The organism is Sediminimonas qiaohouensis DSM 21189 (assembly GCF_000423645.1).
GTDB classification, from domain to species: domain Bacteria; phylum Pseudomonadota; class Alphaproteobacteria; order Rhodobacterales; family Rhodobacteraceae; genus Sediminimonas; species Sediminimonas qiaohouensis.
Window position 1 is genome coordinate 150,914 of the sequence record NZ_AUIJ01000005.1, and the last position, 25,449, is coordinate 176,362.

The following is a 25,449-nucleotide window of genomic DNA, read 5'->3' on the forward strand; positions in this document are numbered from 1 at the left end:
GTAACGAACGCAACAAATGGAAATGTTGGCAAGGATACGGCAATGGCTGGCTATGATGACCGCGACGGCAAGATCTGGATGGATGGCGAACTGCTTGATTGGCGCGGGGCCAAGGTGCACGTGCTGACGCATGCGCTGCACTACGCGTCGTCCGTGTTCGAGGGCGAGCGGTGCTACAACGGCAAGATCTTTCGCAGCCGCGACCACTCTGAGCGGCTGATCCGGTCGGGCGAGATGATCGATTTCGAAATCCCCTGGACGGTGGACCAGATCGAGGCGGCCAAGCAGGAGGCGCTTGAGGCGAACGGGCTGAGCAACGCATATGTGCGCGCGTTTGCCTGGCGCGGTGCGGGCGACGACATGGGCGTGGCCAGCGCGCGCAACCCCGTGCACCTGGCCGTGGCCGTGTGGGAGTGGGGGAACTACTACGGCGAGGCCAAGACCAAGGGCGCGAAACTGGACATCGCGAAGTGGAAGCGGCCCAGCCCGGAAACCGCGCCCAGCCAATCCAAGGCGGCGGGTCTGTACATGATCGCGACCATGTCCAAGCACGCGGCCGAGGCCAAGGGATGCAGCGACGCGATGATGATGGATTACCGCGGTTACGTGGCAGAAGCGACCGGCGCGAACATTTTCTTCGTGCGCGACGGCGAGGTGCACACGCCGACGCCGGATTCGTTCCTGAACGGGCTGACGCGGCAAACGGTTCTGCAGATGCTGCACGAGCGCGGCGTGACGGTGCACGAGCGGCACATCATGCCCGATGAGTTGCCCGATTTCGAGCAGTGCTGGCTCACAGGCACCGCCGCCGAGGTGACGCCGGTGGGGCAGATCGGGGATTACAATTTCGAGGTAGGGGCGCTGACGCGCGACATCTCGGACGCGTACGAGAAGCTGGTGCGCGCCTGAACGGGCGGCGCGCTCAGAAATCGACCCCCTTCTGGGCCTTTATGCCGGCCTGGAAGGGGTGTTTGACCTCGGTCATTTCGCTAACCAGATCGGCATATTCGCATATCTGCGCGGGGGCGTCGCGGCCCGTCAGGATGACGCCCGTGCGCGCGTGGCGGGCGCGCAGGCCGTCGATCACGGCCTCTACGGTCAGGTAGTCATAGCGCAGGGCGATGTTGATCTCGTCCAGCACGACCAGGTCATATTCACCGCTTTCCATCATTTCACGGGCGCGGGCAAAGGCGGCCTCGGCGGCGGTGATATCGCGTTCGCGGTCTTGCGTATCCCAGGTAAAGCCCTCGCCCATGGTGTGCCATGTGACGCGGTCGAGGGTATCGATAAAGCGCCGCTCGCCGGTGATCCAGTTGCCCTTGATGAACTGCACGACGCCGACGTTCTGACCCCAGCCCAGGGCGCGCACGATGACGCCAAAGGCGGAGCTGGACTTACCTTTGCCGTTGCCTGTGTGCACCAGCACCAAACCGCGACCGGCATCGCTGGCTTCGCGTGTCTTGCGGCGGTGCGCGTCCTGCATCTGTTGCATGCGGGCCTTGTGATCGTCCTGTTCAGGCATGGGGCCTCCAGTGGGGTCAGAGGGCAAAAGGGGCGCCCAGCGAAGGGCGCCCCGATGTATTGGGTTCATGTTTGGCCGCGATCAGCTGGGCGTGATGCCCCGCAGGCGTTCGGACCGGCGGCGCAGCAACTCGATCGTGGTCAGCAGCAGGATCGAGATGGTCACCAGGATGGTTGCCACCGCCAAGATTGTCGGGCTGATCTGTTCGCGCAGGCCGATGAACATCTGCCAAGGCAGCGTCTTTTGCCCGGCAGAGCCGACCAGCAGCACGACGATAACCTCGTCAAAAGAGGTGATGAAGGCGAACAGTCCGCCCGAGATGACGCCGGGAAGGATCAGCGGCATCTGCACCTTGAAGAAGGTCGTCACCGGGTCCGCACCCATGTTGGCCGCCGCCCGCGTGAGGGATTCATCAAAGCTCGACAATGTGGCGGTCACGGTGATGATGACGAACGGGATGCCCAAGGCCGCGTGGGCCAGAACGACGCCCATGAACGTGCCTTGAAGGCCGATATTGGCGTAGAAAAAGAACATGCCGGCCGAGGTGATGATCAACGGCACGATCATCGGCGAGATCAACAGCGCGGTGATCGGCTTTTTGAACGGCACGTGCGGCTGCGTCAGGCCGATCGCCGCCAGCGTGCCCAGGGACACCGCGATCAGCGTGGCCAGCGGTGCGATCTTGATCGAGTTCGAGAACGCCTGCAGCCAGGAATAATCGCCGTTCGCACCAAAGAAGTCGCGATAGTGCTTGAGCGAATACCCGTCGGGATCAAGCCGAAGCATTTCCGGCGTGAAGGTGAAGAAGTCCTGCGCGTTGAAGGACAACGGGACGATCACCGCGATCGGGAAGATCAAGAAGAAGAAGATCAGCCCGCAAATCACCCGGAAGCCGTAGAACCAGACCCGTTGGCCGAACGTCGCGTAGGAAGGAAGTGTCGTAGCCATGTCTTTTTACCCCAACTTCACGTTATCGACGCCGACAAGCTTGTCGTAGATGTAGTAGAGCAGCAGCACCACCACGAGCATGATCGTGCCCAGAGCCGCCGCGAGACCCCAGTTGCCGGAACTGGAGAACTGGTAGTAGATCCGGTTCGAGATGAACGTGCCATCCGCGCCGCCAACCAGTTCAGGCGTGATGAAGTAACCAACCGCCAGGATGAACACCAACAGCGACCCGGCGCCAATCCCCGGCGTGGTTTGCGGGAAATACACGCGTATGAAGGCCACAGTGTTGGTCGCGCCAAGCGATTTTGCCGCGCGCAGGTAGGATGGCGGGATGGTCTTCATCACCGAGTAGAGCGGCAGGATCATGAACGGCAGCAGGATGTGCGTCATCGCGATGACCACGCCAAGTTGGTTGTTGATCAGTGACATTCGCTCGGTAAAGCCAAGCGCGATCCAGAAATCGTTGATCACGCCCTGTTGCTGCAACAGGATTTTCCACGCCGACGTTCGCACCAGAAGCGATGTCCAGAACGGCAGCAGCACGAGGATCAGCAACAGGTTCGCCGATTTGGTCGGTAGATCAGCCAACAGCCACGCCACCGGATACCCCAGGGCGAAGGTGCAGAAGGTGATCAGGAAACTGAGCCAGATGGTTCTGATCATCAGCTTGGAATAGATCCGCTGATCGGGGTCCTTCATCGCGATGCCTTCGCTGGTGCGCTGTGCATCAAAGGCCGCGAGGAAGTAGCTGGTCGTGTAATAGCCCGAATTCGCCTTGATCGTGGCCCAGTATTCGATATCGCCCCAGTCCTCATCGATATCGAGGAATTTCTCACGGAAGGGGCCATCGGTTTCGATATCCCAGTTGGAGACCCGGCGCCCCGACTTGCGGAAGATCGACGACATGCCGGCGGATTCGTAGTTGAACCGGCGCCCGAGCTGCGTGTGGTTGCGATTCTCGAACGCGGTCGCCAAATCCTGCGCCAGGGCGCGATAGACGGGCTCGGGGGGCATCTCGCCCGAGGCGGGATCCCATTCCTGGACCTCCTCGACCACGTTGGGCAGCAGATCGGGCACGTATTCGGTGCCGGCGGTATTCTGAACCGAGCGCATCAACATCTCGCCGATGGGCAAGACGAAACTGATGGTTACGAACAACAACAGCGGTGCGATCAACAGCAGCGCGCGGATCTTTTGCGCCCTGAGAGCCCGCGCCAGACTTTGCTTCAGTGGCGTGCCATCCGCCGCCAGAACCAATCCGTTCTCGTCTACATGGGTATCGGCCATCATACTTCCCTGTTGGTCATTCGGAACACGTTTGCCGGATCCGTTATTCGTTTGTCTTGGCGAACCTGCCCGGTCTTGGGCAGATCGGCAAAGACGCAAGGGGTGGCGGGGGGCCGATGGCCCACCCGCCGGATTATTGGCCGATTACTCGAGCAGCCATGCCTGGAACTGGCTGTCCAGGTCGTCACGGTAGCTGGCCCACCAGTTGTAGTTGAACAGGAAGGTGTTCTTGGCGTTGGCCGGGTCGGTCGGCATGTGCGGCGCCATCTCGATGCCCAGCTCGGCGTGCTTGCCAACCAGCGGAGCCGAGGAGGCACGTGCCGGACCGTAGGAGATGTACTTGGCCTGATCCGCCAGACGCTGCGTGTCGGTCGCGAACTTCACGAAATCCTTGACGCGTGCCAGGCGATCCGCCGGAAGATCGGCCGGGATGATCCAGCCATCAAGGTCGAACATCTGCCAATCCCAGAGCATGCCGATCGGCTGATCCTGCTCGGCAATGGCCGAGAACAGGCGGCCGTTATAGGTGGAGCCCATCACGACTTCGCCGTCGGCCAGCAGCTGCGGGGTTTCCGCGCCTGCGGACCACCACACGGTGTCATCCTTGATGGTGTCGAGCTTGGCAAAGGCCCGCTCAACGCCTTCTTCGGTTTCCAGGGTGTCATAGACATCGTCGATGGCCACACCGTCACAGATCAGCGCCCATTCCAGGTTGCCGATCGGGCGCTTTTCCAGCGCGCGCTGGCCCGGGTAGGTTTCGGTGTCGAAAATCGCGCAGACGCTTTCGGGCTTCTGATCGACCATGTCGGTGCGATAGCCGAAAGTCGTCGAGAAGACGATCTGCGGGATGAAGCAATCGCTGACGATCGAGCCGCCGAAATCTTCGGAGGCCGGGGTGCCGTCGGGTGCGGCTGCCAGCATCTCGTCATGGTCGATTTGCATGGCAAGGCCTTCGTCGCAAAGGCGCATACCATCTGCGGCGGTGACGTCGACCAGATCCCAGGTCACGTTGCCGGCTTCGGACATCGCGCGCAGCTTGGTCACGGCTTCGCCCGAGCTTTCGTCGGTGACGACTTCGAGGCCGGGGTTCATTTCCTTGTAGGGCTCGATGTAGGCCTGAACCTGGCTGTTCTGGTATGCACCGCCCCACGACACGACGGTCATGCTGTCGGCCATGTCCTGCGCGGAAGCGGCAAAGCTGGTGCCCAGCACCGCCCCCGAGGCCAGAAGAATGGATTTGAGTTTCATACGGTTACTCTCCTTGTGTAACGCCCGTTATCTGTTGCCCACCCATCCACGGGCTGGAAGAGGGGGGGCTGTACGCACGCCCGACGCGATCAGGCATCCAGCGCGCGGCAGTCCTCCGGAAGCCAGCCGATCTCGATCTGCTGTCCCGGCTTCAGGCGAACCTGATCCGGGGCGTTCCGGGTTTTGATGATGAAATCGTCACGGCCCGCGACGCGCAGGCGGGTGCGGAAGATGTCGCCCATGTAGATGAACTCCAGCACCTCGGCCTTGAGGGTGTGCGATCCCTCCTTGAGGCGGCCCTTGTCGATCTCCACCCGCTCGGGGCGAATGGAAATCAGGGTGCGCTCACCGGGTTTGGACACGTTCACGGGCGTGCAATCGATCACCTCGCCATCATCAAGCTCGACTACGGCCAGGCCGTTGTTGATTTCCTTGACGGTGCCTTCGAAGGTGTTGTTTTCGCCGATGAACTGCGCGACGAAGCTGTTTTCGGGGGCTTCATACAGTGTATCGGGCGCGGCAAGCTGCTGAATGCGGCCATCGTCGAACACGGCAACGCGATCGGACATCGTCAGCGCCTCGGTCTGGTCGTGGGTGACGTAGACGGTGGTGATCCCGAGCTGGTGCGCGAGGTTGGTGATCTCGAACTGCATATGCTCGCGCAGCTGCTTGTCGAGCGCGCCAAGCGGCTCGTCCATCAGGACCAGCTCGGGCTCGAACACCAGGGCGCGCGCCAGGGCGACACGCTGCTGCTGCCCGCCCGATAGCTGCGCCGGGCGGCGGCCACCGAAATCGCCCATCTGCACCATGTCCAACGCACGCTTGACCTTTTCCTCGCGCTCGGACTTGCCCAGCTTGCGCACTTCCAACGGGAAGGCGAGGTTTTCGGCGATGGTCATGTGGGGGAAAAGTGCATAGTTCTGAAAGACCATGCCGATGCCGCGTTTATGCGGCGGGATGTTGTTGATCGGCTTGCCGTCCAGTTTGATCTCGCCATGGGTGGCGGTCTCGAAGCCGGCCAACATCATCAGGCAGGTGGTCTTGCCGGATCCTGAGGGCCCCAACATTGTCAGGAATTCGCCCCTCGGCATCGCGAGGTTCAGATCCTTGACCACCAGCTGCACGCCGTCATAGCTCTTCTGGACGTGCTCGAATTCGACGAAGGCGTCGTTGCTATTCTCTCTGGACAAAGTGTCTCCCCGTTTCGCTTGCGCGGCTGGTGCCGCTTATTGGTTCTTTCGGCTCTGGCCGTTGGTTGATTTGAACTAAAGCGCGTCAAAGCCTCCGTTGCAACAGGGTTGCGACATTTTTGGTCAATTCGCGACACATGCAATGCGTGCTGACCGTCATTGAGGCAAAAAAAGGAAATATGCCTGTCGGAACGCGGGCCCGGGTTCGGGCCCGCGCAATCCTAAGGCGAGTCGACGCGCCTGCCGACACCGCTTCAGGTGGTTAGCCCAGAATCTCGGCCACAGCCGTGGCGGTCTTGGCGATCACCTCGTCGGCCTCGGCCTGCGTCAGGCAAAACGGCGGTGCGAAGCCAAGGATATCCCCCTGCGGCATGGCCCGGCCGATCACGCCATGGGCCACAAGCGCCCCGGCGATCCGTGCGCCGACCTTGTCGCCCGCGTCAAAGAAGGTGCGGGTTTCGCGGTCTTTCACGAACTCGACCGCGCACAGCATCCCCTCGCCGCGGATCTCGCCCACATTGGGGTGATCGCCCAATGCATCCTTCATCGCCGTGTTCAGATAGGCGCCGACCGAGCCTGCGTTCCCGATCAGGTTCAGATCATCGATCAGCTTGAGGTTGGCGATCCCCGCCGCCGCCCCGATGGGGTGCGCCGAGTAGGTCCAGCCGTGGCCGATCGGGCCGGTCTCGTCCGTGCCCTGCTCCAGCACCTTCCACATCTTGTCGCCCACGATCGAGCCCGACAGCGGCGCGTAGGCCGAGGTCAGCCCCTTGGCGATGGTGATCAGGTCGGGCGTCATGCCGTAGTGATCCGAGCCGAACATGCTACCCAGCCGGCCAAAGCCGGTGACAACTTCATCCGCAACCAGCAGGATGTCGTGCTTGTTCAGCACCTCCTGGATCGCGGGCCAGTATCCGGCGGGCGGCGGCACGATACCCCCGGTGCCCAGCACCGGCTCGCCGACGAAGGCCGCGATGGTATCGGCGCCCTCGCGCTCGATCAGCGCCTCCAGCTCGGCCACGCAATGCGCGGTGAACTGCTCTTCGCTCATGTTCAGATCGGGCCGGCGGAAATAGTACGGCGCGTCGGTGTGGATCACCTGCTCCATCGGCAGGTCGAACTTCTTGTGAAACAGCTCCAGGCCCGTCAACGACCCGGTCATCAGGCCCGAGCCGTGGTAGCCGCGCCAGCGCGAGATGATCTTTTTCTTCTCGGGGCGGCCGAGGATGTTGTTGTAGTACCAGATCAACTTGATGTTGGTCTCGTTCGCATCCGATCCGCCCAGCCCGAAATAGACCTTGGACATGCCCTTGGGCGCGCGATCCAGGATCATTTTGGACAAGGTGATGCTGGCCTCGGTGCCGTGCCCGACATAGGCATGGTAATAGGCCAGCTCGCGCGCCTGCGCGGCGATCGCCTCGGCGATCTCCTGGCGGCCATAGCCCACGTTGACACAGTAAAGCCCGGCAAACGCATCCAAGAGCTTGTTGCCGTCGCGGTCCTCGATATGGCTACCGCTAGCGGTGCGGATCACGCGGTTGGGCGCCTCGCCGCGCGCGAATTGCGCCAGGTGCGTCGAAGGATGGAAAAAGTTCTCGCGGTCCCATTGGTCGAGTTGGTCATTCTTCAGCATATTCTTTCCTTTCGCTTGTTGCCTGTCCCGGAATTTTCAAAAAATTCCGGACCGAAATCTTTCAGGATTTCGGCTGCTCACGCCCAATCGCGGCAGACGTATTTGATCTCCATGAACTCTTCCATGCCTTTCCTGGCGCCCTCGCGGCCCAGGCCGGATTGCTTGGTGCCTCCAAACGGGATCGGCGCGCCGGTGACCTTGGTGCGGTTGACTGCCACCATGCCGAATTGCAGCGCCCGCGTGACGCGGTAGATGCGGCGCGGATCGTGGCTGTGTAGGTAGGCAACCAGCCCGTATTCGGTGGCGTTGGCCTTGGCGACGACCTCTTCCTCGGTATCGAAGGGGGCGAGCGGCGCGACCGGGCCGAAGGTTTCCTCGGACATGATGGCGGCGTTATCGGGCACGTCCACCAGCACCGTGGGCTGATAGAACAGGCGGCCCAGCTTGTCTTCGCGGGCACCGCCGCAAGCCAGGCGCGCGCCGTTCTTGAGCGCGTCGGCGACGTGCTCTTCCTGCTTCTGCACGGCCTTTTCGTTCATCAGCGGGCCGATATCCGGATCATCCATGCCGACGCCGATGCTCAGTGCCTGCGTGGCCTTGGTGAAGCGGTCGCAGAACTCCTTGTAGATGGCGCGCTCCACATAGATCCGGTTGGCGCCAAGGCAGTCCTGCCCGGAGGTGGCGAACTTGGCCTTGATCGCCTCGTCCACCGCGGTATCCAGATCGGCACCCTTGAACACGATCACCGGCGCGTGGCCGCCCAGTTCCATCACAAGCCGCTTTACCGTATCCGCCGACTGCCGATACAGCAGGCGGCCGATCTCGGTCGAGCCGGTGAAGGACAGCACCCGCACGCGCGCGTCGCGCGTCCATGGCTCGACCACGGTCGAGGCGCGGCCGGTCACCACGTTGAACACGCCAGCCGGGATGCCCGCGCGTTCGGCCAGTTCGGCCAGCGCCAGCGCCGAAAACGGCGTCTCGCCCGAGGGGTGCGCGACCACGGTGCAGCCCGCCGCCAACGCCGCGCCCGCCTTGCGTGTCAGCATCGCGGCGGGGAAGTTCCACGGCGTGATCAGCGCCGCCACGCCGACCGGCTCGAGCCACAGCTCGACCTCGGCATCGGGCAGGTGGCTGGTGACGCCCTCAATGTTGGGGCGCTTGGTTTCCTCGGCGTAGTACTCGATGAAACTGGCGGCATAGTCGATCTCGCCGCGCGCCTCGGACAGGGGCTTGCCCTGCTCCAGAACCATGATGCGGGCCAGGTCCTCCTTGTGCTCGATCATCAGGTCGAACCATTTGCGCAGCAGGATCGAGCGATCCTGCGGCAGCATCAGCGACCACGCGCCAAAGGCCGCCTGCGCGGCATCCACGGCGCGGGCACTGTCATCCGCGGAAAGGCTGGCCACCTGGCCAAGCGTCGCGCCGTCGGCCGGGTTATGCACCGGCAGCGTCGCGCTATCGGCGGCGCCGCACCATTTGCCATCGATATAGGAAAACGACCGCACGAGGCGGGGGTCGTTGAGATCGCTCAGCGGCGATTGGGCCGCGAGTTGCGACTGCGTCATTGGAGCCTCCTGCAGGGTTGAAATGCCATCGCGCCGAAGATGCAACAAGTTGGCCCGTCAGCGGGCCTGAATTTGCGCGCCGGCACAGAAAATCCTATGGCTACCCGGCGCGTGCGCAGTCAATTCTTCTGCAGACCCGCCAGCAGCTCAACCGGGGGCGTGCCTGCCTCCTTCACCGTCTTGGTCACGATGTAGGTATAATACCGCGCCAGCCCGATGCGCGCCTCGAGCAGTGCGTCGATCAGGCGCTGGTATTCATCGATGTCACGGGTGACGACGTGGAACAGGTAGTCGAACCCCCCGCCCAGCGACCAGCAGCCGGTTATTTCCTCGTAATCCTGGATCGCGCGCTCGAACGCCTGGAAATGGGCCGAGGTGTGGCCTTCAAGCTCGGCCGCGACGAACACGGCGACATGCGCGCCCAGGTTGCGCAGGGAAATGCGCGCGCTGTAGCCTTCGATGATCCCCGCCTTTTCCAGCCGCTTGAGGCGCTCCCACGCGGGGCTGGCCGACAGGCCCACCCGCGCGGCCAGTTCGGCCTTGGTGATACGGCCCTCGGCAGACAGCACCCGAAGGATTGCCATGTCGCGCGCGTCGAGTTTGACCATGCCGCTCATGCCTCGATCACCTGGCCGACGCCGGCGGCGCGGACGATGGAAATCATGTGACTGGCGATGGCGGTGTCCTGCGCACCGGTTCCGGTCAGATCGCAGATGGTGATATCCTCGGGGCTGAACCGGCCGGGCGCGGCGCCGGTGACGACCTGGCCCAGTTCGGCAGGGATGCCGCGCGTCCAAAGGCCGGAATCCTTGGCGCTGCGCAGCTCGCCCATCAGCTCTACCTGGCTGACGCGGTCGGCGACATAAAGATCGGCGGCCGATAGCGCGGCGGGATCGATCTCGTTCTTGCCGGATTGGTCCGAGCCCATGGCGGTGACGTGCAGACCCGGATGCAGCATCTCGGCGCGCAGGACAGGCTCGCGCGCGGGGGTTGTGGTGACGACCAACTGGCTTTGGGCAACAAGGTCGGCGGGGTCGCTGGTGACACCGGCGCGCACCCCCAGCGACGCCTTCAGGTCGGCGGCGCAGGCGGCGGCCTTTTGCGTGTCGCGGCCCCAGACCAGCACCTCTTGGAACGGGCGCACCAGGTGCGCGGCCTGCATTTGCAGGCGGGCCTGCACCCCGGTGCCAATGACGCCGGCGGTTGTCACCGTCGCAGGCGCCAGGTGCCGCGCGGCCACGGCGCCGGCGGCGGCGGTGCGCAGATCGGTCAGGTAGCCATTGTCGAGAAACAACGCCTCGACCAATCCGGTCTGCGCCGAGAACAGGATCATCAGCCCGTTCAGCGACGGCAAGCCCAGCTTGGGATTGTCAAAGAACCCGGGGCTGACCTTTATGGCAAACCCGCTCATGCCGGGGATGTAGGCGGTTTTCACGTCCACCTCGCCATGGACCGCCTCAAGCTCCATCGACATGACGGGCGGCATCACGACGCCGCCTTCGGCCAGGGCGACGAAGGCGCGCTCGATCACGTCAACAAGGGGGAGGTCCAGTTCAGCGACCTCGCGCAATTCGGCCTCGGTCACGATCTGAATGTCATGCGCCATGTCGCTCGCCCTTTACCGTCACATCCCCCAGTTGCACATCCTGCCCGGTCACGACCCGCGTGAACAGCCCCATATCGGGGTTGCGCCCGGTGATAATCGTCGCCACCGGCCCATCGGCCAGTTTCCCGTCAAGTTTGCCCGCCTGCAAAGCCGCGATGCCCACAACGCAGGCACCTTCGGCGATAAGGCGGTCATTATGATAAACCGCCTGCATGGCGCGATAGATCTCGGCCTCGGTCACCAGCACGATATCGTCCAGCAGATCACGGCACATATCGAATGTCAGCCGGTTGTTCAGGCCGATACCGCCGCCAAGGGAATCGGCGAGGCTGGGCACTTCGGTCACGGCGACGGGGTGGCCGGCGCGCAGGCTCTCGTACATGGCCGCGCCGCGGTCCATGCTGATGCCGATGACACGCACCGATGGCTTGATCGCCTTGGCCGCCAGCGCCACGCCAGCGGCCAGCCCGCCGCCCGAAATCGGCACCAGAAGCGTGCCGATGTCGGGGCGCGCGGCCATTATCTCAAGGCCGATGGTGCCCTGCCCGGCCACCACCAGCGGATCGTCGAAGGGAGAGATCTGCGCCAGCCCCTCCTGGGCCTCGAGGCGCTCGGCCTCGGCCTGGGCGTCGTCCTGGCTATTGCCGACGATGCGCACCTCGGCGCCCAATGCGCGGATGCCGTCGACCTTGGCCTGCGGCACCAGGCGCGACATGCAGATCACCGCGCGCATCCCCTTTTGCCGTGCCGCATAGGCCACGCCGCGCCCATGATTGCCGGTCGAGCAGCAGGTAACGCCCGCCGCCCCCTCAAGCCCCGCAACGGCATTGAGCGCGCCGCGCAGCTTGAACGCGCCGATGGGCTGCATGCTTTCGAGCTTCAATAATCCCTCGGCCCCGGCCAGATCTGACAGGTTGGCAGAAGGGACCAGCGGCGTGGCATCGGCGACGCCGCGAATGCGATTGGCGGCGGCATGGATGTCGGCCAGCGTCGGGCGCATGGGAAACCTCACACTCGGGGATTTAGGTTGTGCACAACACGTCTGTATCGCGTCGGTATTCAGTCTGTATCGCCAAGTTTTTAAATTATTTTCCAAAAACGACCATTCGGGTTCGTTTTTGGAACTGCGAAGATGTATACATTTTGCCAAGGCTGAGGGGCAACCCATCTGAAAAGGATGTTCCATGAAAGCCTCAAACGTCCCCTTTTCCGCCGCTGAATACGAGCGGCGAATCGCATTGACACGCGCCGCCATGGCGCGCGCGGGCCTTGATGCCCTGTTTGTGGAGGACCCGTCCAACAAGTCATGGCTGACCGGCTATGACGGCTGGTCGTTCTACGTGCACCAGGGCGCGATCCTCACGCATGAGGGGGCGCCCATCTGGTGGGGACGCAACATGGATGCCAACGGCGCGCGGCGCACCGCGTGGCTACCCGAGGACAACCTGCGCCCCTATGGCGACCAATACGTGCAATCGACAGAGCACCACCCGATGCAGCACCTTGCTGATCTGCTGAAGGAAATGGGCCTTGAGACCGCGCGCATCGGCGTGGAAATGGACAACTACTATTTCTCGGCCAAGGCCTATACCACGCTGCTGACCGAGCTGCCGAAAGCGACGATCGTGGACGCCACCGCGTTGGTGAACTGGCAGCGCGGCATCAAATCGGGCGAGGAAATCGCGTTCATGCGCAAGGCCGCCCGCATCGCCGAGAAGATGGTCGATGGCGCGATCGAGCGCGCCCGCCCCGGCCTGCGCAAGAACGAGCTGGTCGCCGAGATCTACCGCGACGCGATCATGGGCGCCGATGGCAACTGGGGCGACTACCCGGCGATCGTACCGATGTGCCCGTCGGGGGCGGATGCCTCGGCGCCGCATATCACGTGGAACGGCGAGGAGCTGCAAAACGACCAGTGCACGTTTTTCGAACTGGCGGGCGTTTTCCGGCGCTATCACACGCCGTTTTGCCGCACGGTTTACCTTGGCACGCCGCCCGACGCGATGAAGCGGGCCGAGGGGGCGCTTGTCGAGGGGCTCGAGTCCGGGCTGGAGGCCGCGCGCGCGGGCAACCAGGCGCGCGACATCGCGCGGGCGCTGGCGGCCCCGCTGGAGCGCGCAGGCATTGAACGGGGCGCAAGATGCGGCTACCCCATCGGCCTAAGCTACCCACCGGACTGGGGCGAGCGCACGATCAGTTTGCGGGACGTGGACGAGACCGTGCTGCAACCGGGCATGACGTTCCATTTCATGCCCGGCATCTGGGCCGACACGTGGGGGCTGGAGATCACGGAATCGATCCTGATTACCGAGAACGGACCGGCCGAGACGTTCTGTAACCGGCCCCGGAAACTGTTTGTAAAGGACTGAGGCACATATGAGCAGTAGACTACATGACGCGACCCAAATCCTGGATGATCTGATCAGCTTTCCGACGATATCGTCGGATAGCAACCTTGAGATGATCGTGCATATGGCCAACCGGCTGTCGGATGTGGGCGCGCATGTGGACCTGTTTCATGACGAAAGCGGCACCAAGGCGAACCTGTTCGCCACCATCGGCCCCGAGCGCGACGGCGGCATTGTCCTGTCGGGGCATTCCGACGTGGTGCCGGTAACCGATCAGAACTGGAGCTCGGACCCGTTCGGCATGGTCGAGCGCGACGGCCTTCTATACGGGCGCGGCACCTGCGACATGAAGGGGTTCATCGCGGCAGCGCTGGCGGTGGCGCCCGGTTATGCGCACCGCGCCCTGCGCCGGCCGATCCATTTCGCCTTTACCTATGACGAGGAGGTCGGCTGCGTCGGGGCACGCGACCTGGTGCGCGAATTGCAGCACCGTGAATTGAACCCCGCGATGGCCATCATCGGCGAGCCGACTTCGATGCAGATCATCGAGGGGCACAAAGGGTGTTGCGAGTATTCGACCCATTTTCATGGGCTTGAGGGGCACGGATCGGCCCCCGATAAGGGCGTGAATGCGGTGGAATACGCCGTTGCCTACGTGACCCGGCTGCTGGAACTGAGCGCGGCACTCAAGCATCGCGCGCCGGTGGGCGGGCTGTTCGAGCCGCCCTGGACCACCGTCAACATCGGCCGCCTGGCCGGTGGCGTGGCGCATAACGTGATCGCCAACCACGCCGAGGTGGATTGGGAAATGCGCCCGGTGCAGGAAAGCGACGCGCAGTTCGTAAAGGACCAGATCGCCGCCTATTGCAACGACATCCTGTTGCCGCAGATGCAGACGACCTATCCCGACGCGGCCATCACGACCTATGTCGTGGGCGAGGTGCCGGGGCTGGAGCCGATGGAGGAAAACGACGCCCGCCGCCTTGTGGCCGAGCTGACCGGCTCGAACGGGGCGGATATCGTCGCCTTCGGGACCGAAGCGGGGCTGTTTCAACGCATGGGCATGTCCGCCGTCCTGTGCGGCCCCGGCAGCATCGAACAGGCCCACAAGGCCGACGAGTTCCTGTCGCTGTCGCAGCTCGATAGCTGCCTGAACATGCTGGAGGGGCTGGGCGAAAGGATGGACATCCTTGTCTGATGGTGGCCAAACCGAGGACGCGCGCGCGCGTCTGACGCGGCTGCACGACATCCTGCGCTCGCGCATATGCCTGCTGGATTATGCCCCCGGCTCGCGCCTGTCCGAAGAAACGCTGGCGGCCGAGTTCGGCACCTCGCGCACGCCGCTGCGCCGGGCGCTGGCGCGGCTGGAGGACGAGGGCCTGATCCAGACGCAGCACGGGGTCGGCACCATCGTGACCGATGTCGACCTGGCCGAGATGGGGCGCACGTACGAGCTGCGCCGCGAGTTGGCGGGGCTGGCCGGGCGGCTATCGCCGGTCGAGGTGACGCCGGACATCGCCGCGCAAGCGCATGATTTCGTCGCGCGTGGGCGCGAGTTGGCCGGATCACCCGATGCGCGCGAGTTTGCCCGGCTGAACATGGATTTCTTCCATTTCGGCGCCTCCCTGACCGAGAACGAGGCGCTTCGCGAGACCTCCGAGCGGCTCTATTACCGCACGGCGCGGATCTGGCTGAAGTCCATCCCGCGGCTGAACCTGGGGGAAGAGGTGCGCATTTTCCTTAGCGAACTGGAACAGACCGCCGCCGCGATCGAGGGGCATGACCTGCTGGCGGCCGCCCTGATCCGGCAGGCGCATATCTCGATGTGCGAGGCGCGGCTGACGGGCTGACGCGCCTCAGGCGGGGGGCTTCATCTTGCCAAAAATACTCAACACCCCGCCCCACGGGCCGCGCGCCGTCCCCTTTGGCTCAGGACGCGGCCTTCAGCAGGCCCTCGTCCTTGAGGGCGGCATGCGCCTCGTCGAGGGACTTGGTCGCGCGTTCGATCAGGGTGTCGGCCTCTGCCTTGGTCAGAACCAGCGGCGGGCTGATGATCATCCGGTCGCCCACGTGACGCATCACCAACCCGTTGGCAAAGCAGCGCTCGCGGCACATGTACCCGGCGGCGCCCGCGTCGGCAAAATTGGCGCGGCTGCCCTTGTGCGGGGTTAGCGCGATAGAGCCCATCATGCCCACGATTCGCGCCTCGCCCACCAGCGGGTGATCGGCCAGCGCCTCCCACTTGTGCTTGAGGTAGGGGCCGATGTCGTCGCGGACATGGCCCACGATGTTTTCCTCTTCGATGATGCGCAGGTTTTCCAGCGCCACCGCCGCCGCCACCGGGTGGGCGGAATAGGTGTAGCCGTGGTTGAACTCGCACGCGCCCAGGACGGCGGCGACCTCGTCGCTGACGATCGAGCCGCCGATGGGCTGATAGCCGCTGCTCAGGCCCTTGGCGATGGTCATGATGTCGGGCTGCCAGCCGACGGTTTGGCTGCCGAACCAGTTGCCGGTGCGCCCGAAGCCGCAGATCACCTCATCCGCGATCAGCAAGATGTCGTGGGCGTCGCAGATGCGGCGGATCTCGGACCAGTAGCTATCGGGCGGCACGATGACGCCGCCGGCGCCTTGCACCGGCTCGGCGATGAAGGCGGCGACGCGATCCTCGCCCATCTCCTCGATCGCGCGTTCAAGTTGCCGGGCGCGTTCCAGGCCGAATTCTTCGGGGGTGGTATCGCCGCCTTCGGCCCACCAGTTGGGCTGATCTATGTGGTGGATGTCGGGGATCGGCAAGCCGCCCTGCGCGTGCATGCCCGACATGCCGCCCAGCGACGCGCTCCCGACGGAGGAGCCGTGATAGGCGTTCTTACGGCTGATGATCACCTTCTTGTCCGGCTTGCCCTTTTGGGCCCAGTAGGTGCGCACCATGCGGATGTTGGTATCGTTCGCCTCGGACCCCGACCCGGCAAAGAACACGTGGTTCAGATCACCGGGCGCCAGTTCGGCCAGCTTTTGCGCCAGCGCGATGGCGGGCACATGGGTGGTTTGGAAGAAAGTGTTGTAATAGGGCAGCTCGCGCATCTGGCGCGCGGCCACGTCGGCCAGTTCATCACGGCCATAGCCGATGTTGACGCACCACAGCCCCGCCATCGCATCGAGGATGTCGTTGCCTTCGCTGTCGGTGATCCATGCGCCCTTGGCCCGGGTGATGACGCGCGCGCCCTTGGCCGCCAACTCGTCCTGATTGGAGAAGGGATGCATGTGATGCGCCGCATCCAGCGCCTGCAATTCGCTCGTGGGCATGTGGTTGGTTATGGTCGTCATTGCGAGCCTCACTTCAAACAAGGTTGGGGACAGGCGGCCGGGAATTGGGGCTGCACCGTTTGACCCAGAATATGATCAAATTTTTCCGTGTCAATCGAATCAGCGATCGTCGCCCGAAATCTCGAGGATGCGGCGGATCTGCTCCATGCCCTGAAGCATGTCCTCGCGAATGGCGCGGGCTGAGCCCTCGGCATCGCCGGTGCGCATGCATTCCAGAACGGCCTTGTGCTTGTCCGGCTGATTCTGCGTGCCCACCCGCCCGATCATCACCCGCAAGGACGGGCCGAACCGCAGCCAGAGGCTATCGGCGATTTCCGACAGGATGGGCGCGCCGGCCAGGTCATAGATCTTGGCGTGGAACCGATAGTTCATTTCGAGGTAATTGCGCAGATCGCCTTGCTGAATCGCGTGGTCCACGGCGTCGTCCATGAACGTCAGTTGCTGGTGATCGGCCGGCGTGGCGCGCTCGGTCGCGCGCAGGGCAAGATGGGATTCAAGCCATTGTCTTGCAAAGATAATCTCGGATATATTGGCATCCGTCAGGTGCGGCACGATCACCCTGCGGTTGCCTTGGAACTGCAGCGCGCCCTCGCTGGTGAGGCGGCGGATCGCCTCGCGCACGGGGGTCATTCCGGCATCAAGGCGTTCAGTCAAACCCTGGATCGTGACCGCCTCGCCGGGTGCGATTTCGCCGAACAGGATCTGCTCGCGCAGTTTCTGATAGACCTGCTCATGCGCCGGGACGCGCGCCGCTTGTGACGTGGAATCGCTCACTTTTCGTGCGCCGTCTTTCATATCGTGACCCTTCCCGGTCTGCCGCTCTTACATTGTCTTGTCAGTTTATCGATGCCGTGAAAACATTACCATATTGCCTTTTGCGGAAAAACTTGATCAAATTATCGCAGGGCACCAAAGACCCGAAACCAACAGGAGAGACAACATGAGATACCACCTGATGACCATGACGGCGACGCTGGCGCTGGTCGCCGGGGCCGCCGCCGCCGAGGAGGTGCGCGTCTACAACTGGTCCGATTACATCGACGAGGCGCTGCTGACCAAGTTCGAGGAAGAGACCGGCATCGACCTGATCTATGACGTGTTCGACAGCAACGAACTGCTGGAAACCAAGATGCTGGCCGGAGGATCGGGCTATGACGTGGTCGTGCCCTCGGGCACGTTCCTGCAGCGCCAGATCACGGCGGGCGCGTTTCAGAAGCTCGACAAGTCCAAGTTGCCGAACCTCGACAACATGTGGGACGTGGTCCGCGAGCGGACGGCGCAATACGATCCCGAACACGACTATTCCATCAACTACATGTGGGGCACCACCGGCATCGGCGTGAATGTCGGCGAAGTGACCAAACGCCTGGGCGAGGACGCGCCGATCGATTCGCTGGAGTTGATTTTCAACCCCGAGAACATGGAAAAGCTGGCCGATTGCGGCGTGCATTTCCTGGACGCGCCGGCCGAAATGATTCCCGCCGCGCTGAACTATGTCGGCGAAGACCCCAACAGCCACGACCCCGAGGTCATCGCCAAGGCGGGCGAGGTATTCGGCGCGATCCGGCCCTATATCCAGAAGTTCCACAGCTCGGAATACATCAACGGGCTGGCCAATGGCGATATCTGCGTTGCAGTGGGCTGGTCGGGTGACGTGCTGCAGGCGCGCGACCGTGCCGCCGAGGCCGGCAATGGTGTCGAAATCGCCTATAACGCGCCCAAGGAAGGGGCGCAGATGTGGTTCGACATGATGGCGATCCCGGCTGATGCGCCCAACCCCGATGGCGCGCACAAGTTCCTGAACTTCATCCTCGATGCCGAGAACATGGCGCAGGCGTCCAACTACGTCTATTACGCCAACGGCAACAAGGCATCGCAGGAATATCTGGTGGATGACGTGATCAACGATCCGGCGATCTATCCCAGCCAGGAAACGCTGGACAACCTGTTCACGACAACGCCCTACGGGGCCAAGGTACAGCGGGTCGTCACCCGCCTGTGGACCAAGATCAAATCGGGCACCTGAAGACCCGGACCCCGGACCCGCGCAGACACCTGCGCGGGTCTTTTCATGACAACAGGGATCATCATGGCACAGACCGAATTCGCCCCGTGGAATGACCCGGAGGCAAAGCCGCTTATCCAGTTCAAGAACGTGACCAAACGCTTTGGAGCGTTCACCGCGATCGACGATCTGACGCAGGATATATACGCGCAGGAATTCTTTGCGCTGCTGGGGCCATCGGGCTGCGGCAAGACGACGATGATGCGCATGCTGGCCGGGTTCGAGAACCCGACCGAGGGGCAGATCCTGCTATCGGGGCAGAACATGGCAGAGGTGCCGCCCAACAAGCGCGCGGTCAACATGATGTTCCAAAGCTACGCGCTGTTTCCGCATCTGAGCGTGTGGGACAACATCGCCTTCGGGCTGCGGCGGGCAAGGATGCCCAAGCCCGAGATAGACGCGCGCGTTGACGAAATGCTGCGCCTGACGCGGCTGGAGAAATTCGCAAAGCGCAAGCCGCACCAGATTTCCGGCGGCCAGCGGCAGCGGGTCGCGCTGGCGCGCAGCCTTGCCAAGGCGCCCAAGCTGCTGCTTCTGGACGAGCCGCTGGGCGCGCTGGATGCCAAGTTGCGGCAGGATACGCAGTTCGAATTGATGGACATCCAGGAAAAGACCGGCACCACCTTCGTGATCGTCACCCACGACCAGGAAGAGGCGATGACCGTCGCCAGCCGCGTCGCCGTGATGGACGAAGGGCGCATCGTGCAGGTCGCCACCCCGGCCGAGATATATGAAGCCCCGAACACCGTTTACGTGGCAGATTTCATCGGCGACGTGAACATTATTGAGGGCGCCGCGACCCCGTCGGGCGATGGATATGACATCGCCTGGGCCGAGGGACAGGCGCCATTTCACGCCAAGACGCAAACCAAGCTATCCAATGGGCAGCGATGCTACCTCGCGATCCGCCCCGAGAAGATCGGGATCGCAACGGAAAAGCCGGAAGGCGCCGACAACACCGTGCAGGGCAAGATCATCGATATCGCCTACCTCGGCAACCTGAGCACCTATCACGTGGAGTTGCCGGGCGGGAAGATGATCAAGGCGCAAACGGCCAACACCCGCCGCCTGTCGCGCCGCGCGCTGACGTGGGAGGATGACGTCTGGCTTAGCTGGACCAACACCGGCTCGGTGGTGCTGGACCGATGAAACTGCGCCGCTTCTTCCTGCTTCTGCCGCCCTATTTGTGGCTATTGGCACTGTTCCTGGTGCCGTTCCTGATCGTTCTGAAGATCAGCCTTTCGGACATCGCCCTTGCGATCCCGCCCTATACGCCGACGCTGGATATCGGGGCGGGGTGGGACAGTTTCCGCACCTTCCTGTCGGGGCTGGATTTCGAGAACTTCGTCTTTCTCACGCAGGACGATCTCTATTGGAAGGCGTACCTGTCATCGCTAAGGATCGCGTTTATCGCCACCGCGCTGACGCTGCTGGTGGGGTATCCCATTGCCTATGGCATGGCGCAATCCGCCGCGGAATGGCGTCCGACGCTGATGATGTTGGTGATCTTGCCGTTCTGGACCAGTTTCCTGATCCGGGTCTATTCGTGGATGGGGATCCTGTCGACCGAGGGGTTCCTGAACCAGCTATTGCTGTGGATCGGCGTGATCGACGCGCCGCTGACGATCCTGAACACCAATGTCGCGGTCTATATCGGTATCGTTTACACCTACCTGCCGTTCATGATCCTGCCGATCTACGCGACGCTGGAGAAGCTCGACGAATCGCTACTGGAGGCGGCCGAGGACCTGGGCTGTTCGCGGATCACGGCGTTCTGGCTGATCACGATACCGCTGTCGCGCAGCGGCATCATCGCGGGCTGTTTCCTGGTGTTCATCCCGACCATCGGCGAGTTCGTTATTCCCTCGCTTCTGGGTGGATCGCAAACCCTGATGATCGGCAAGGTGCTGTGGGAGGAGTTCTTTAACAACCGCGATTGGCCGGTGGCCAGTGCGGTGGCGGTGATCCTGCTGCTGATCCTGATCGTTCCGATCCTGCTGTTCCAGCGCAACCAGCAAAAGCAACAGGAGGCCGAGCAATGAGACGCTTTTCATGGTTCAACGCCACCTCGCTGACGCTGGGATTTGCATTTCTGTATATCCCGATGATCATCCTGATCATCTTTAGCTTCAACGCGTCCGAACTGGTGACCGTGTGGGCGGGGTTCTCGACCCGCTGGTACGGCGAATTGCTGGGCAACGAGGCGTTTCTGGATGCCGCTTGGGTGACGCTGCAGGTGGCGGTGATGTCGTCGACCATCGCCACGGTGCTGGGCACGATGGCGGCCACCGTGATGGTGCGCGGCGGGCGGTTCATGGGGCGGACCTTGTTTTCGGGGATGATCTATGCGCCGCTGGTCATGCCCGAGGTGATCACCGGCTTGTCGCTGCTGCTGCTGTTCATCGGTATCGGGCTGGATCGCGGCGTGCTGACCATCGTGTTGGCGCATACCACCTTTTCGATGTGCTACGTGTCGGTGGTGGTGTCCTCACGGTTGGTCAGTTTCGATCGCTCGCTGGAAGAGGCGGCGCTTGATCTGGGGTGCTCGCCGTTCGAGGCGTTTCGCCTTGTCACCCTGCCGATCATCGCGCCTGCGGTGATCTCGGGGTGGTTGCTGGCGTTCACACTGTCGCTGGATGACCTGGTGATCGCGTCGTTCACGGCGGGGCCATCGGCGACCACGCTGCCGATCAAGATCTTCAGTTCGATCCGCCTGGGCGTCAGCCCCGAGATCAACGCGCTGTCCACGATCATGATTGCCATTGTCACGGTTGGCGTGCTGACCGCGTCGATCGTGTCCAAACGCGCCAGCGTGGCCCAACAACGCGACGAACAGGCGGCGGCACGGGCGACATGAGGCGGATCTTTCCCGCCCATGCCTATGGCGATGCGCCGCTTGGGGGGTGCTATTGGGCGGACACGGTGCCCGATACCGCGCTGCACCGCCCGCCCGCCGAAGGGGGGCTGCGCGCCGATGTGGTGATCATCGGCGCGGGGTTCACCGGGATGTCTGCGGCATTGCATCTGGCCGAAGGCGGCGCAGACGTGATCGTGCTGGAGGCCGCGTTTCCCGGCTGGGGCGCGTCGGGGCGCAATGGCGGGTTTTGCTGCCTTGGCGGCGCCAAGATAGGCGACGCGACCCTGCGCCGGTACTATGGCGAGGACGCGCGCCGCGCCTGGCGGCGCACCGAGGCGGGCGCGGTCAGCCTGACCGCCGATCTGATCGCGCGCCACGCGATCGAGGCCGACACCCATTCGCAGGGCGAAACGATCCTTGCCCACAACATACGGCAGATGCGGCGCCTGCGCGACGCGGCGCCGGACGTTGCGCGCGACTACGGCGTCACGCCCGAGGTGCTGGAGGCCGCAGACCTGCCTGCGCATGGCATGGCGGGGCCGTTTCAGGGGGCGTTGACCGTCCCGATCGGATTTGCCCTCAACCCGCGCAAATACCTTGCCGGGCTGCTGAACGCGGCCGAGGGGGCGGGCGCGCGGGTACATGGGCAAAGCCCTGTCGAGGCGATCAAGCCCGATGGCGGCGGCTTGCGCGTGAGCACGCCGCGCGCCGAGGTCACGGCAAAGCGGGTGATCTTGGCGACCAACGGCTATTCCTCCGAGGACGTGCCCGCATGGATGGCGGCGCGGTATCTGCCCGCGCAGTCCAACGTCCTGACGACCCGGCCGCTGGACCAGGTCGAGCTGGACGCCGCCGGCTGGACCAGCCGCCAAATGGCCTATGACACGCGCAACCTGCTGCACTATTTCCGGCTGATGCCCGACAACCGCTTCTTGTTCGGGATGCGCGGCGGGTTGCAAAGCGGCGATGCCGCCGACGCGCGCATCGCCCACCTGGCGCGTCGGCATTTCGAGACGATGTTCCCGGCCTGGTCGCATGTGGACACGCCGCATAGCTGGTCCGGGATGGTCTGCTTTTCCGCGCGCGCGCTGCCCTATTGCGGCCCGATACCGGGGCTGCCGGGTGCCTTTGCCGGGTTCGCCTATCACGGCAACGGCGTCGCCATGGGGAGCTATACCGGCGCCCTTCTGGCCGATGTGGCGATGGACCGCCCCGCGCGCCTGCCCTACCCCGAGGTCATGCGCGCGCCGGCGCGGCGGTTTCCACTGGGCCGGATGCGCAGGGCGTTGATGTGGCCCGCCTATGCGATGGCCGGGCTTTCGGATTTCTGAGCTGTGGCGCGCGCAAATTGACAGCCGCCGAGCCTTGGGCTACGCCGCGCCTTTCACGCAGATCCATCGACAGGAACGGCAAGGCATGGCACGCAAACGCAAGGGGCGCGATATCTCGGGGTGGCTGGTGGTGGACAAGCCTACAGGCGTCACATCGACATCGGTCGTGGGCAAGGTGCGCTGGGCGCTGAACGCCAACAAGGCCGGGCACGCCGGCACGCTGGACCCTGAGGCGACCGGCGTTCTGGCCATCGCGTTGGGCGAGGCCACGAAAACCGTTCCCTACATCACCGACGCGCTCAAGGCGTACCGGTTCACCGTGCGGCTGGGACAGGCCACCAACACCGACGACACCGAAGGCGAGATTACGCAAACCTCGGACCTGCGCCCCGATGACGCGCAGATCAAGGAGGCGCTGAACGCCTTTGTCGGAGACATCATGCAGGTGCCGCCCAAGTATTCCGCCGTCAAGATCGACGGGCAGCGCGCCTACAAGCTGTCGCGCGCGGGCGAGGAGGTCGAGATCGCCGCGCGGCCCCTGTGGGTTGAGGAACTGGTGATGGTGGACCGCCCCGATGCCGACCACGTGACACTTGATATGACCTGCGGCAAGGGCGGCTACGTGCGCGCCATCGCCCGCGATTTGGGCGAGGCGCTGGGATGCTACGGGCATGTCGTCAGCCTGCGGCGCATCTGGTCGGGGCCGTTCGCCGCCGCCGATGGCCTGAGCCTTGAGCGGATCGAGGAGCTGGCCCGCACGCCGGAGCTGGATGCGCATCTACGCCCGCTTGAGGATGGGTTGGCGGACCTGCCACGCGTCACCTGCCCGCGTGAGAGCGCCGCGCGCCTGCGCAATGGCAATCCGGCGCATGTCATCGCCAACAATATCGAGTATGGCGAGGAATGCTGGGCCGCGCTGGACGGGCGCGCCGTGGCGGTGGGGCGCCTGATGGGGGGCGAATTGCACCCGCACCGGGTATTCCGCGACGCATGACGCGCAAGGCATGGCTTGCATCGCGGGCCAGCCAAGGGCAAAACGCCCCCATGATCACGCGCCAGCACCTCAAGGGCGATGCCGCCTCGACCGCCGTCTATTCGGATTGCGAACGCTATCGCTACCTGCTGACCCGCGTGTGGGAACCGGCGGGGCGCAAGGCGCTGTTCGTGATGCTTAACCCATCGACCGCGACCGAGGTGCAAAACGACCCGACGGTCGAGCGGTGCGAACGCCGCGCGCGTACTTTGGGGTTCGGGGCGTTCCGGGTGTGCAACATATTCGCGTGGCGCGACACCGATCCGCGCGCGATGCGTGCCGCCGCCGACCCGGTTGGCGCCGAGAACGACTCCGCGATCGCCGAGAGCTGCCATTGGGCCGATCAGATCGTCGCCGCCTGGGGTACCCATGGCGCGCATCTGGACCGGGGTCCGGCGGCTGAGCGGCTGCTCAGGGCGACCGGCCATCCGATTTATCATCTGGGCCTGACCAAGGACGGACACCCCAAGCATCCGCTCTATATCGCCTACAGCCAGGAACCGGCGCTGTGGCAGGTTCCGGCGCAAGCAGGGTGAGCGGCATGACAGAGCGGAACAACACATCCAAACCCGACCCGCAGGAGATCGCCCGCCTGACCCGCGAGCTTGAGAAGCTGAACGCGCACCGCTTTGTGAAAGTGCACAATTCGCTGTGGCGGCTGATCGGGTTCCAGTTCCTGCGCGGGCTGGCGTTTGGGCTTGGGTCGGTCGTGGGGGCCACGATCCTGGTGTCGCTGCTTGCATGGTGGGTGTCACAGTTCGAGTTTCTGCCCATCATCGGCGATTGGGCGGCCCAGATCGCAGACCAGATCGAAACCGCGCGCTGATCCTTGTCGGGACTCGGGCGTTAACCAAAGAACCCGATTTGCTTTGACAGCGCCGCGCCCAAGGCGGGATTATAGCTTGGGTTTTTGGGACTGGATTTATCATGCTTGCGATTTTGGGACTCCTCAGCGCCGTCATGGCGGGCACTGCGTTTGTCGGCCTGGAATTATTGCCGAACCAGAATGCGGAGGATGATAGCGCCGCCCAGGACGAAGCCGATAGCGCAGAGCAAACACAGGGTGCCGAAACCGCCCCGGCTCCGGGCTTCATGGACATATCGGACCTCGCAACGCCCCCGGCCCCCGAGGCCCCCGTGGCCCCTGAGGGGGTCAACCCCGCCGCAGCGCAGGACCAAGGGACCGATACCGCCCTGGCCGCGGCAGCACCGGAGCAGGCCGGTGGCGGCCAAGACCCGGTCGAGCCGCGCGGCGAAAACGGCAGCGATGCCGCACGGGACGCCGCTGAGCGGGACACGCCCAGAGGCGGCGCGGCACCGGAGCAGACCGGCGGTAACCACGGTGTCGCAGCCCTGGAGCACGCGAATGAAGCAGCCAGGGATCATATTTTCAACGGCGGCTAATGGGATGTGTCGGCTGCTTCCCCACCGTTGGGTTATCCTGAAGAGGGATCAACCGTGCAAAAAGGAGAAGTAGCCATGTGTGCAAACA

Annotated in this window: 24 protein-coding genes and 1 pseudogene; 13 read left to right on the plus strand and 12 right to left on the minus strand. The window is 63.7% G+C overall.

The features are described 5' to 3' along the window. Nucleotides 1–42: 42 nt before the first annotated feature. Nucleotides 43–909 carry a branched-chain amino acid aminotransferase gene (locus tag G568_RS0106740; protein ID WP_026757308.1) on the plus strand — a complete coding sequence of 289 codons (867 nt, stop codon included), beginning with the start codon at nt 43–45 and terminating at the stop codon, nt 907–909. A 13-nt stretch (nt 910–922) separates the two neighbouring features. Here G568_RS0106740 and cobO read toward each other — a convergent pair whose 3' ends face one another. The 10 genes and pseudogenes from cobO to eutB all read right to left on the minus strand — a co-directional run bounded on the left by cobO (nt 923) and on the right by eutB (nt 11,999). Continuing rightward, nucleotides 923–1,522: a cob(I)yrinic acid a,c-diamide adenosyltransferase gene (gene cobO, locus G568_RS0106745; protein ID WP_026757309.1), complete on the minus strand. Its 600-nt coding sequence runs from the start codon at nt 1,520–1,522 to the stop codon at nt 923–925. Between the two features lie 81 nt (nt 1,523–1,603). Further along, nucleotides 1,604–2,458: pseudogene (locus tag G568_RS0106750) on the minus strand (ABC transporter permease); the annotation flags it as partial. An 18-nt stretch (nt 2,459–2,476) separates the two neighbouring features. After that, entirely contained in the window at nt 2,477–3,757 is a 1,281-nt protein-coding gene (locus G568_RS0106755) for an ABC transporter permease (protein WP_026757311.1), read from the minus strand. 144 nt (nt 3,758–3,901) lie between these two features. Next, nucleotides 3,902–5,005: an extracellular solute-binding protein gene (locus G568_RS0106760; RefSeq protein ID WP_026757312.1), complete on the minus strand. Its 1,104-nt coding sequence runs from the start codon at nt 5,003–5,005 to the stop codon at nt 3,902–3,904. A gap of 89 nt (nt 5,006–5,094) precedes the next feature. Further along, nucleotides 5,095–6,195 carry an ABC transporter ATP-binding protein gene (locus G568_RS0106765; protein ID WP_026757313.1) on the minus strand — a complete coding sequence of 367 codons (1,101 nt, stop codon included), beginning with the start codon at nt 6,193–6,195 and terminating at the stop codon, nt 5,095–5,097. Nucleotides 6,196–6,457: 262 nt separating this feature from the next. Then, nucleotides 6,458–7,828 (minus strand): aspartate aminotransferase family protein, encoded by a 1,371-nt coding sequence (locus G568_RS0106770; RefSeq protein WP_026757314.1) that lies wholly within the window; start codon nt 7,826–7,828, stop codon nt 6,458–6,460. A gap of 77 nt (nt 7,829–7,905) precedes the next feature. Continuing rightward, nucleotides 7,906–9,393 (minus strand): NAD-dependent succinate-semialdehyde dehydrogenase, encoded by a 1,488-nt coding sequence (locus G568_RS0106775; RefSeq protein ID WP_026757315.1) that lies wholly within the window; start codon nt 9,391–9,393, stop codon nt 7,906–7,908. 119 nt (nt 9,394–9,512) lie between these two features. Continuing rightward, the gene (locus G568_RS0106780) at nt 9,513–10,001 is read right to left on the minus strand and encodes an Lrp/AsnC family transcriptional regulator (protein ID WP_026757316.1); all 489 of its coding nucleotides are present in this window, start codon (nt 9,999–10,001) and stop codon (nt 9,513–9,515) included. Nucleotides 10,002–10,006: 5 nt separating this feature from the next. Continuing rightward, entirely contained in the window at nt 10,007–10,999 is a 993-nt protein-coding gene (locus G568_RS0106785; RefSeq protein ID WP_026757317.1) for a cyclodeaminase, read from the minus strand. After that, nucleotides 10,989–11,999, minus strand: coding sequence for a hydroxyectoine utilization dehydratase EutB (eutB, locus tag G568_RS0106790; protein WP_026757318.1), 1,011 nt, complete (start codon nt 11,997–11,999; stop codon nt 10,989–10,991). Before eutB ends, G568_RS0106785 begins: the two co-directional genes overlap by 11 nt. Before the next feature lie 184 nt (nt 12,000–12,183). Here eutB and G568_RS0106795 point away from each other — a divergent pair, with 184 nt between their 5' ends. Genes G568_RS0106795 through G568_RS0106805 form a run of 3 tightly spaced genes read left to right on the plus strand, consistent with a single transcriptional unit; the run spans nt 12,184 to nt 15,197 of the window. Beyond that, nucleotides 12,184–13,368 carry a M24 family metallopeptidase gene (locus tag G568_RS0106795; RefSeq protein WP_026757319.1) on the plus strand — a complete coding sequence of 395 codons (1,185 nt, stop codon included), beginning with the start codon at nt 12,184–12,186 and terminating at the stop codon, nt 13,366–13,368. 7 nt (nt 13,369–13,375) lie between these two features. Continuing rightward, nucleotides 13,376–14,545 (plus strand): acetylornithine deacetylase, encoded by a 1,170-nt coding sequence (gene argE, locus G568_RS0106800; protein WP_026757320.1) that lies wholly within the window; start codon nt 13,376–13,378, stop codon nt 14,543–14,545. Next, nucleotides 14,538–15,197, plus strand: coding sequence for a GntR family transcriptional regulator (locus G568_RS0106805; RefSeq protein WP_026757321.1), 660 nt, complete (start codon nt 14,538–14,540; stop codon nt 15,195–15,197). Before argE ends, G568_RS0106805 begins: the two co-directional genes overlap by 8 nt. 79 nt (nt 15,198–15,276) lie before the next feature. Here G568_RS0106805 and G568_RS0106810 read toward each other — a convergent pair whose 3' ends face one another. Both G568_RS0106810 and G568_RS0106815 read right to left on the minus strand, forming a co-directional pair. Then, on the minus strand, nt 15,277–16,671 hold the full coding sequence (locus tag G568_RS0106810) for an aspartate aminotransferase family protein (protein ID WP_026757322.1): 1,395 nt from the start codon (nt 16,669–16,671) through the stop codon (nt 15,277–15,279). A 99-nt stretch (nt 16,672–16,770) separates the two neighbouring features. Further along, complete coding sequence (locus G568_RS0106815; RefSeq protein WP_026757323.1) at nt 16,771–17,466, minus strand: GntR family transcriptional regulator; 696 nt, start codon at nt 17,464–17,466, stop codon at nt 16,771–16,773. Between the two features lie 145 nt (nt 17,467–17,611). Between G568_RS0106815 and G568_RS0106820 the strand changes: the two genes are divergently transcribed. From G568_RS0106820 to G568_RS0106860, 9 genes are all read left to right on the plus strand, one after another. Further along, nucleotides 17,612–18,697: a polyamine ABC transporter substrate-binding protein gene (locus G568_RS0106820; protein WP_026757324.1), complete on the plus strand. Its 1,086-nt coding sequence runs from the start codon at nt 17,612–17,614 to the stop codon at nt 18,695–18,697. A 63-nt stretch (nt 18,698–18,760) separates the two neighbouring features. After that, the gene (locus tag G568_RS0106825) at nt 18,761–19,885 is read left to right on the plus strand and encodes an ABC transporter ATP-binding protein (RefSeq protein WP_026757325.1); all 1,125 of its coding nucleotides are present in this window, start codon (nt 18,761–18,763) and stop codon (nt 19,883–19,885) included. Next, nucleotides 19,882–20,778: an ABC transporter permease subunit gene (locus G568_RS0106830; RefSeq protein WP_405050570.1), complete on the plus strand. Its 897-nt coding sequence runs from the start codon at nt 19,882–19,884 to the stop codon at nt 20,776–20,778. The genes G568_RS0106825 and G568_RS0106830 overlap by 4 nt, the downstream gene beginning before the upstream one ends. Continuing rightward, nucleotides 20,775–21,593 (plus strand): ABC transporter permease, encoded by an 819-nt coding sequence (locus tag G568_RS0106835; RefSeq protein ID WP_026757327.1) that lies wholly within the window; start codon nt 20,775–20,777, stop codon nt 21,591–21,593. Before G568_RS0106830 ends, G568_RS0106835 begins: the two co-directional genes overlap by 4 nt. Continuing rightward, on the plus strand, nt 21,590–22,924 hold the full coding sequence (locus tag G568_RS0106840; protein ID WP_026757328.1) for an NAD(P)/FAD-dependent oxidoreductase: 1,335 nt from the start codon (nt 21,590–21,592) through the stop codon (nt 22,922–22,924). Before G568_RS0106835 ends, G568_RS0106840 begins: the two co-directional genes overlap by 4 nt. Before the next feature lie 85 nt (nt 22,925–23,009). Continuing rightward, complete coding sequence (truB, locus tag G568_RS0106845; RefSeq protein WP_026757329.1) at nt 23,010–23,918, plus strand: tRNA pseudouridine(55) synthase TruB; 909 nt, start codon at nt 23,010–23,012, stop codon at nt 23,916–23,918. Nucleotides 23,919–23,968: 50 nt separating this feature from the next. Beyond that, on the plus strand, nt 23,969–24,493 hold the full coding sequence (locus tag G568_RS0106850) for a DUF1643 domain-containing protein (RefSeq protein WP_026757330.1): 525 nt from the start codon (nt 23,969–23,971) through the stop codon (nt 24,491–24,493). 5 nt (nt 24,494–24,498) lie between these two features. Further along, nucleotides 24,499–24,783, plus strand: coding sequence for a DUF5665 domain-containing protein (locus G568_RS0106855; protein WP_026757331.1), 285 nt, complete (start codon nt 24,499–24,501; stop codon nt 24,781–24,783). 101 nt (nt 24,784–24,884) lie between these two features. After that, nucleotides 24,885–25,361, plus strand: coding sequence for a hypothetical protein (locus G568_RS0106860; protein ID WP_026757332.1), 477 nt, complete (start codon nt 24,885–24,887; stop codon nt 25,359–25,361). The last annotated feature ends 88 nt before the right edge of the window (nt 25,362–25,449 follow it).

Excerpts from the sequence above, each read along its gene's own strand:
- G568_RS0106830 (WP_405050570.1), top strand. The coding sequence starts at position 19,882 with ATGAAACTGCGCCGCTTCTTCCTGCTTCTGCCGCCCTATTTGTGGCTA.
- G568_RS0106780 (WP_026757316.1), bottom strand. The coding sequence starts at position 10,001 with ATGGTCAAACTCGACGCGCGCGACATGGCAATCCTTCGGGTGCTGTCT.
- G568_RS0106755 (WP_026757311.1), bottom strand. The coding sequence starts at position 3,757 with ATGGCCGATACCCATGTAGACGAGAACGGATTGGTTCTGGCGGCGGAT.
- G568_RS0106775 (WP_026757315.1), bottom strand. The coding sequence starts at position 9,393 with ATGACGCAGTCGCAACTCGCGGCCCAATCGCCGCTGAGCGATCTCAAC.
- G568_RS0106860 (WP_026757332.1), top strand. The coding sequence starts at position 24,885 with ATGCTTGCGATTTTGGGACTCCTCAGCGCCGTCATGGCGGGCACTGCG.
- G568_RS0106850 (WP_026757330.1), top strand. The coding sequence starts at position 23,969 with ATGATCACGCGCCAGCACCTCAAGGGCGATGCCGCCTCGACCGCCGTC.
- cobO (WP_026757309.1), bottom strand. The coding sequence starts at position 1,522 with ATGCCTGAACAGGACGATCACAAGGCCCGCATGCAACAGATGCAGGAC.
- argE (WP_026757320.1), top strand. The coding sequence starts at position 13,376 with ATGAGCAGTAGACTACATGACGCGACCCAAATCCTGGATGATCTGATC.
- G568_RS0106810 (WP_026757322.1), bottom strand. The coding sequence starts at position 16,671 with ATGACGACCATAACCAACCACATGCCCACGAGCGAATTGCAGGCGCTG.
- G568_RS0106855 (WP_026757331.1), top strand. The coding sequence starts at position 24,499 with ATGACAGAGCGGAACAACACATCCAAACCCGACCCGCAGGAGATCGCC.
- truB (WP_026757329.1), top strand. The coding sequence starts at position 23,010 with ATGGCACGCAAACGCAAGGGGCGCGATATCTCGGGGTGGCTGGTGGTG.
- G568_RS0106835 (WP_026757327.1), top strand. The coding sequence starts at position 20,775 with ATGAGACGCTTTTCATGGTTCAACGCCACCTCGCTGACGCTGGGATTT.
- G568_RS0106825 (WP_026757325.1), top strand. The coding sequence starts at position 18,761 with ATGGCACAGACCGAATTCGCCCCGTGGAATGACCCGGAGGCAAAGCCG.
- G568_RS0106785 (WP_026757317.1), bottom strand. The coding sequence starts at position 10,999 with ATGGCGCATGACATTCAGATCGTGACCGAGGCCGAATTGCGCGAGGTC.
- G568_RS0106740 (WP_026757308.1), top strand. The coding sequence starts at position 43 with ATGGCTGGCTATGATGACCGCGACGGCAAGATCTGGATGGATGGCGAA.
- G568_RS0106815 (WP_026757323.1), bottom strand. The coding sequence starts at position 17,466 with ATGAAAGACGGCGCACGAAAAGTGAGCGATTCCACGTCACAAGCGGCG.
- G568_RS0106840 (WP_026757328.1), top strand. The coding sequence starts at position 21,590 with ATGAGGCGGATCTTTCCCGCCCATGCCTATGGCGATGCGCCGCTTGGG.
- G568_RS0106770 (WP_026757314.1), bottom strand. The coding sequence starts at position 7,828 with ATGCTGAAGAATGACCAACTCGACCAATGGGACCGCGAGAACTTTTTC.
- G568_RS0106820 (WP_026757324.1), top strand. The coding sequence starts at position 17,612 with ATGAGATACCACCTGATGACCATGACGGCGACGCTGGCGCTGGTCGCC.
- eutB (WP_026757318.1), bottom strand. The coding sequence starts at position 11,999 with ATGCGCCCGACGCTGGCCGACATCCATGCCGCCGCCAATCGCATTCGC.
- G568_RS0106760 (WP_026757312.1), bottom strand. The coding sequence starts at position 5,005 with ATGAAACTCAAATCCATTCTTCTGGCCTCGGGGGCGGTGCTGGGCACC.
- G568_RS0106795 (WP_026757319.1), top strand. The coding sequence starts at position 12,184 with ATGAAAGCCTCAAACGTCCCCTTTTCCGCCGCTGAATACGAGCGGCGA.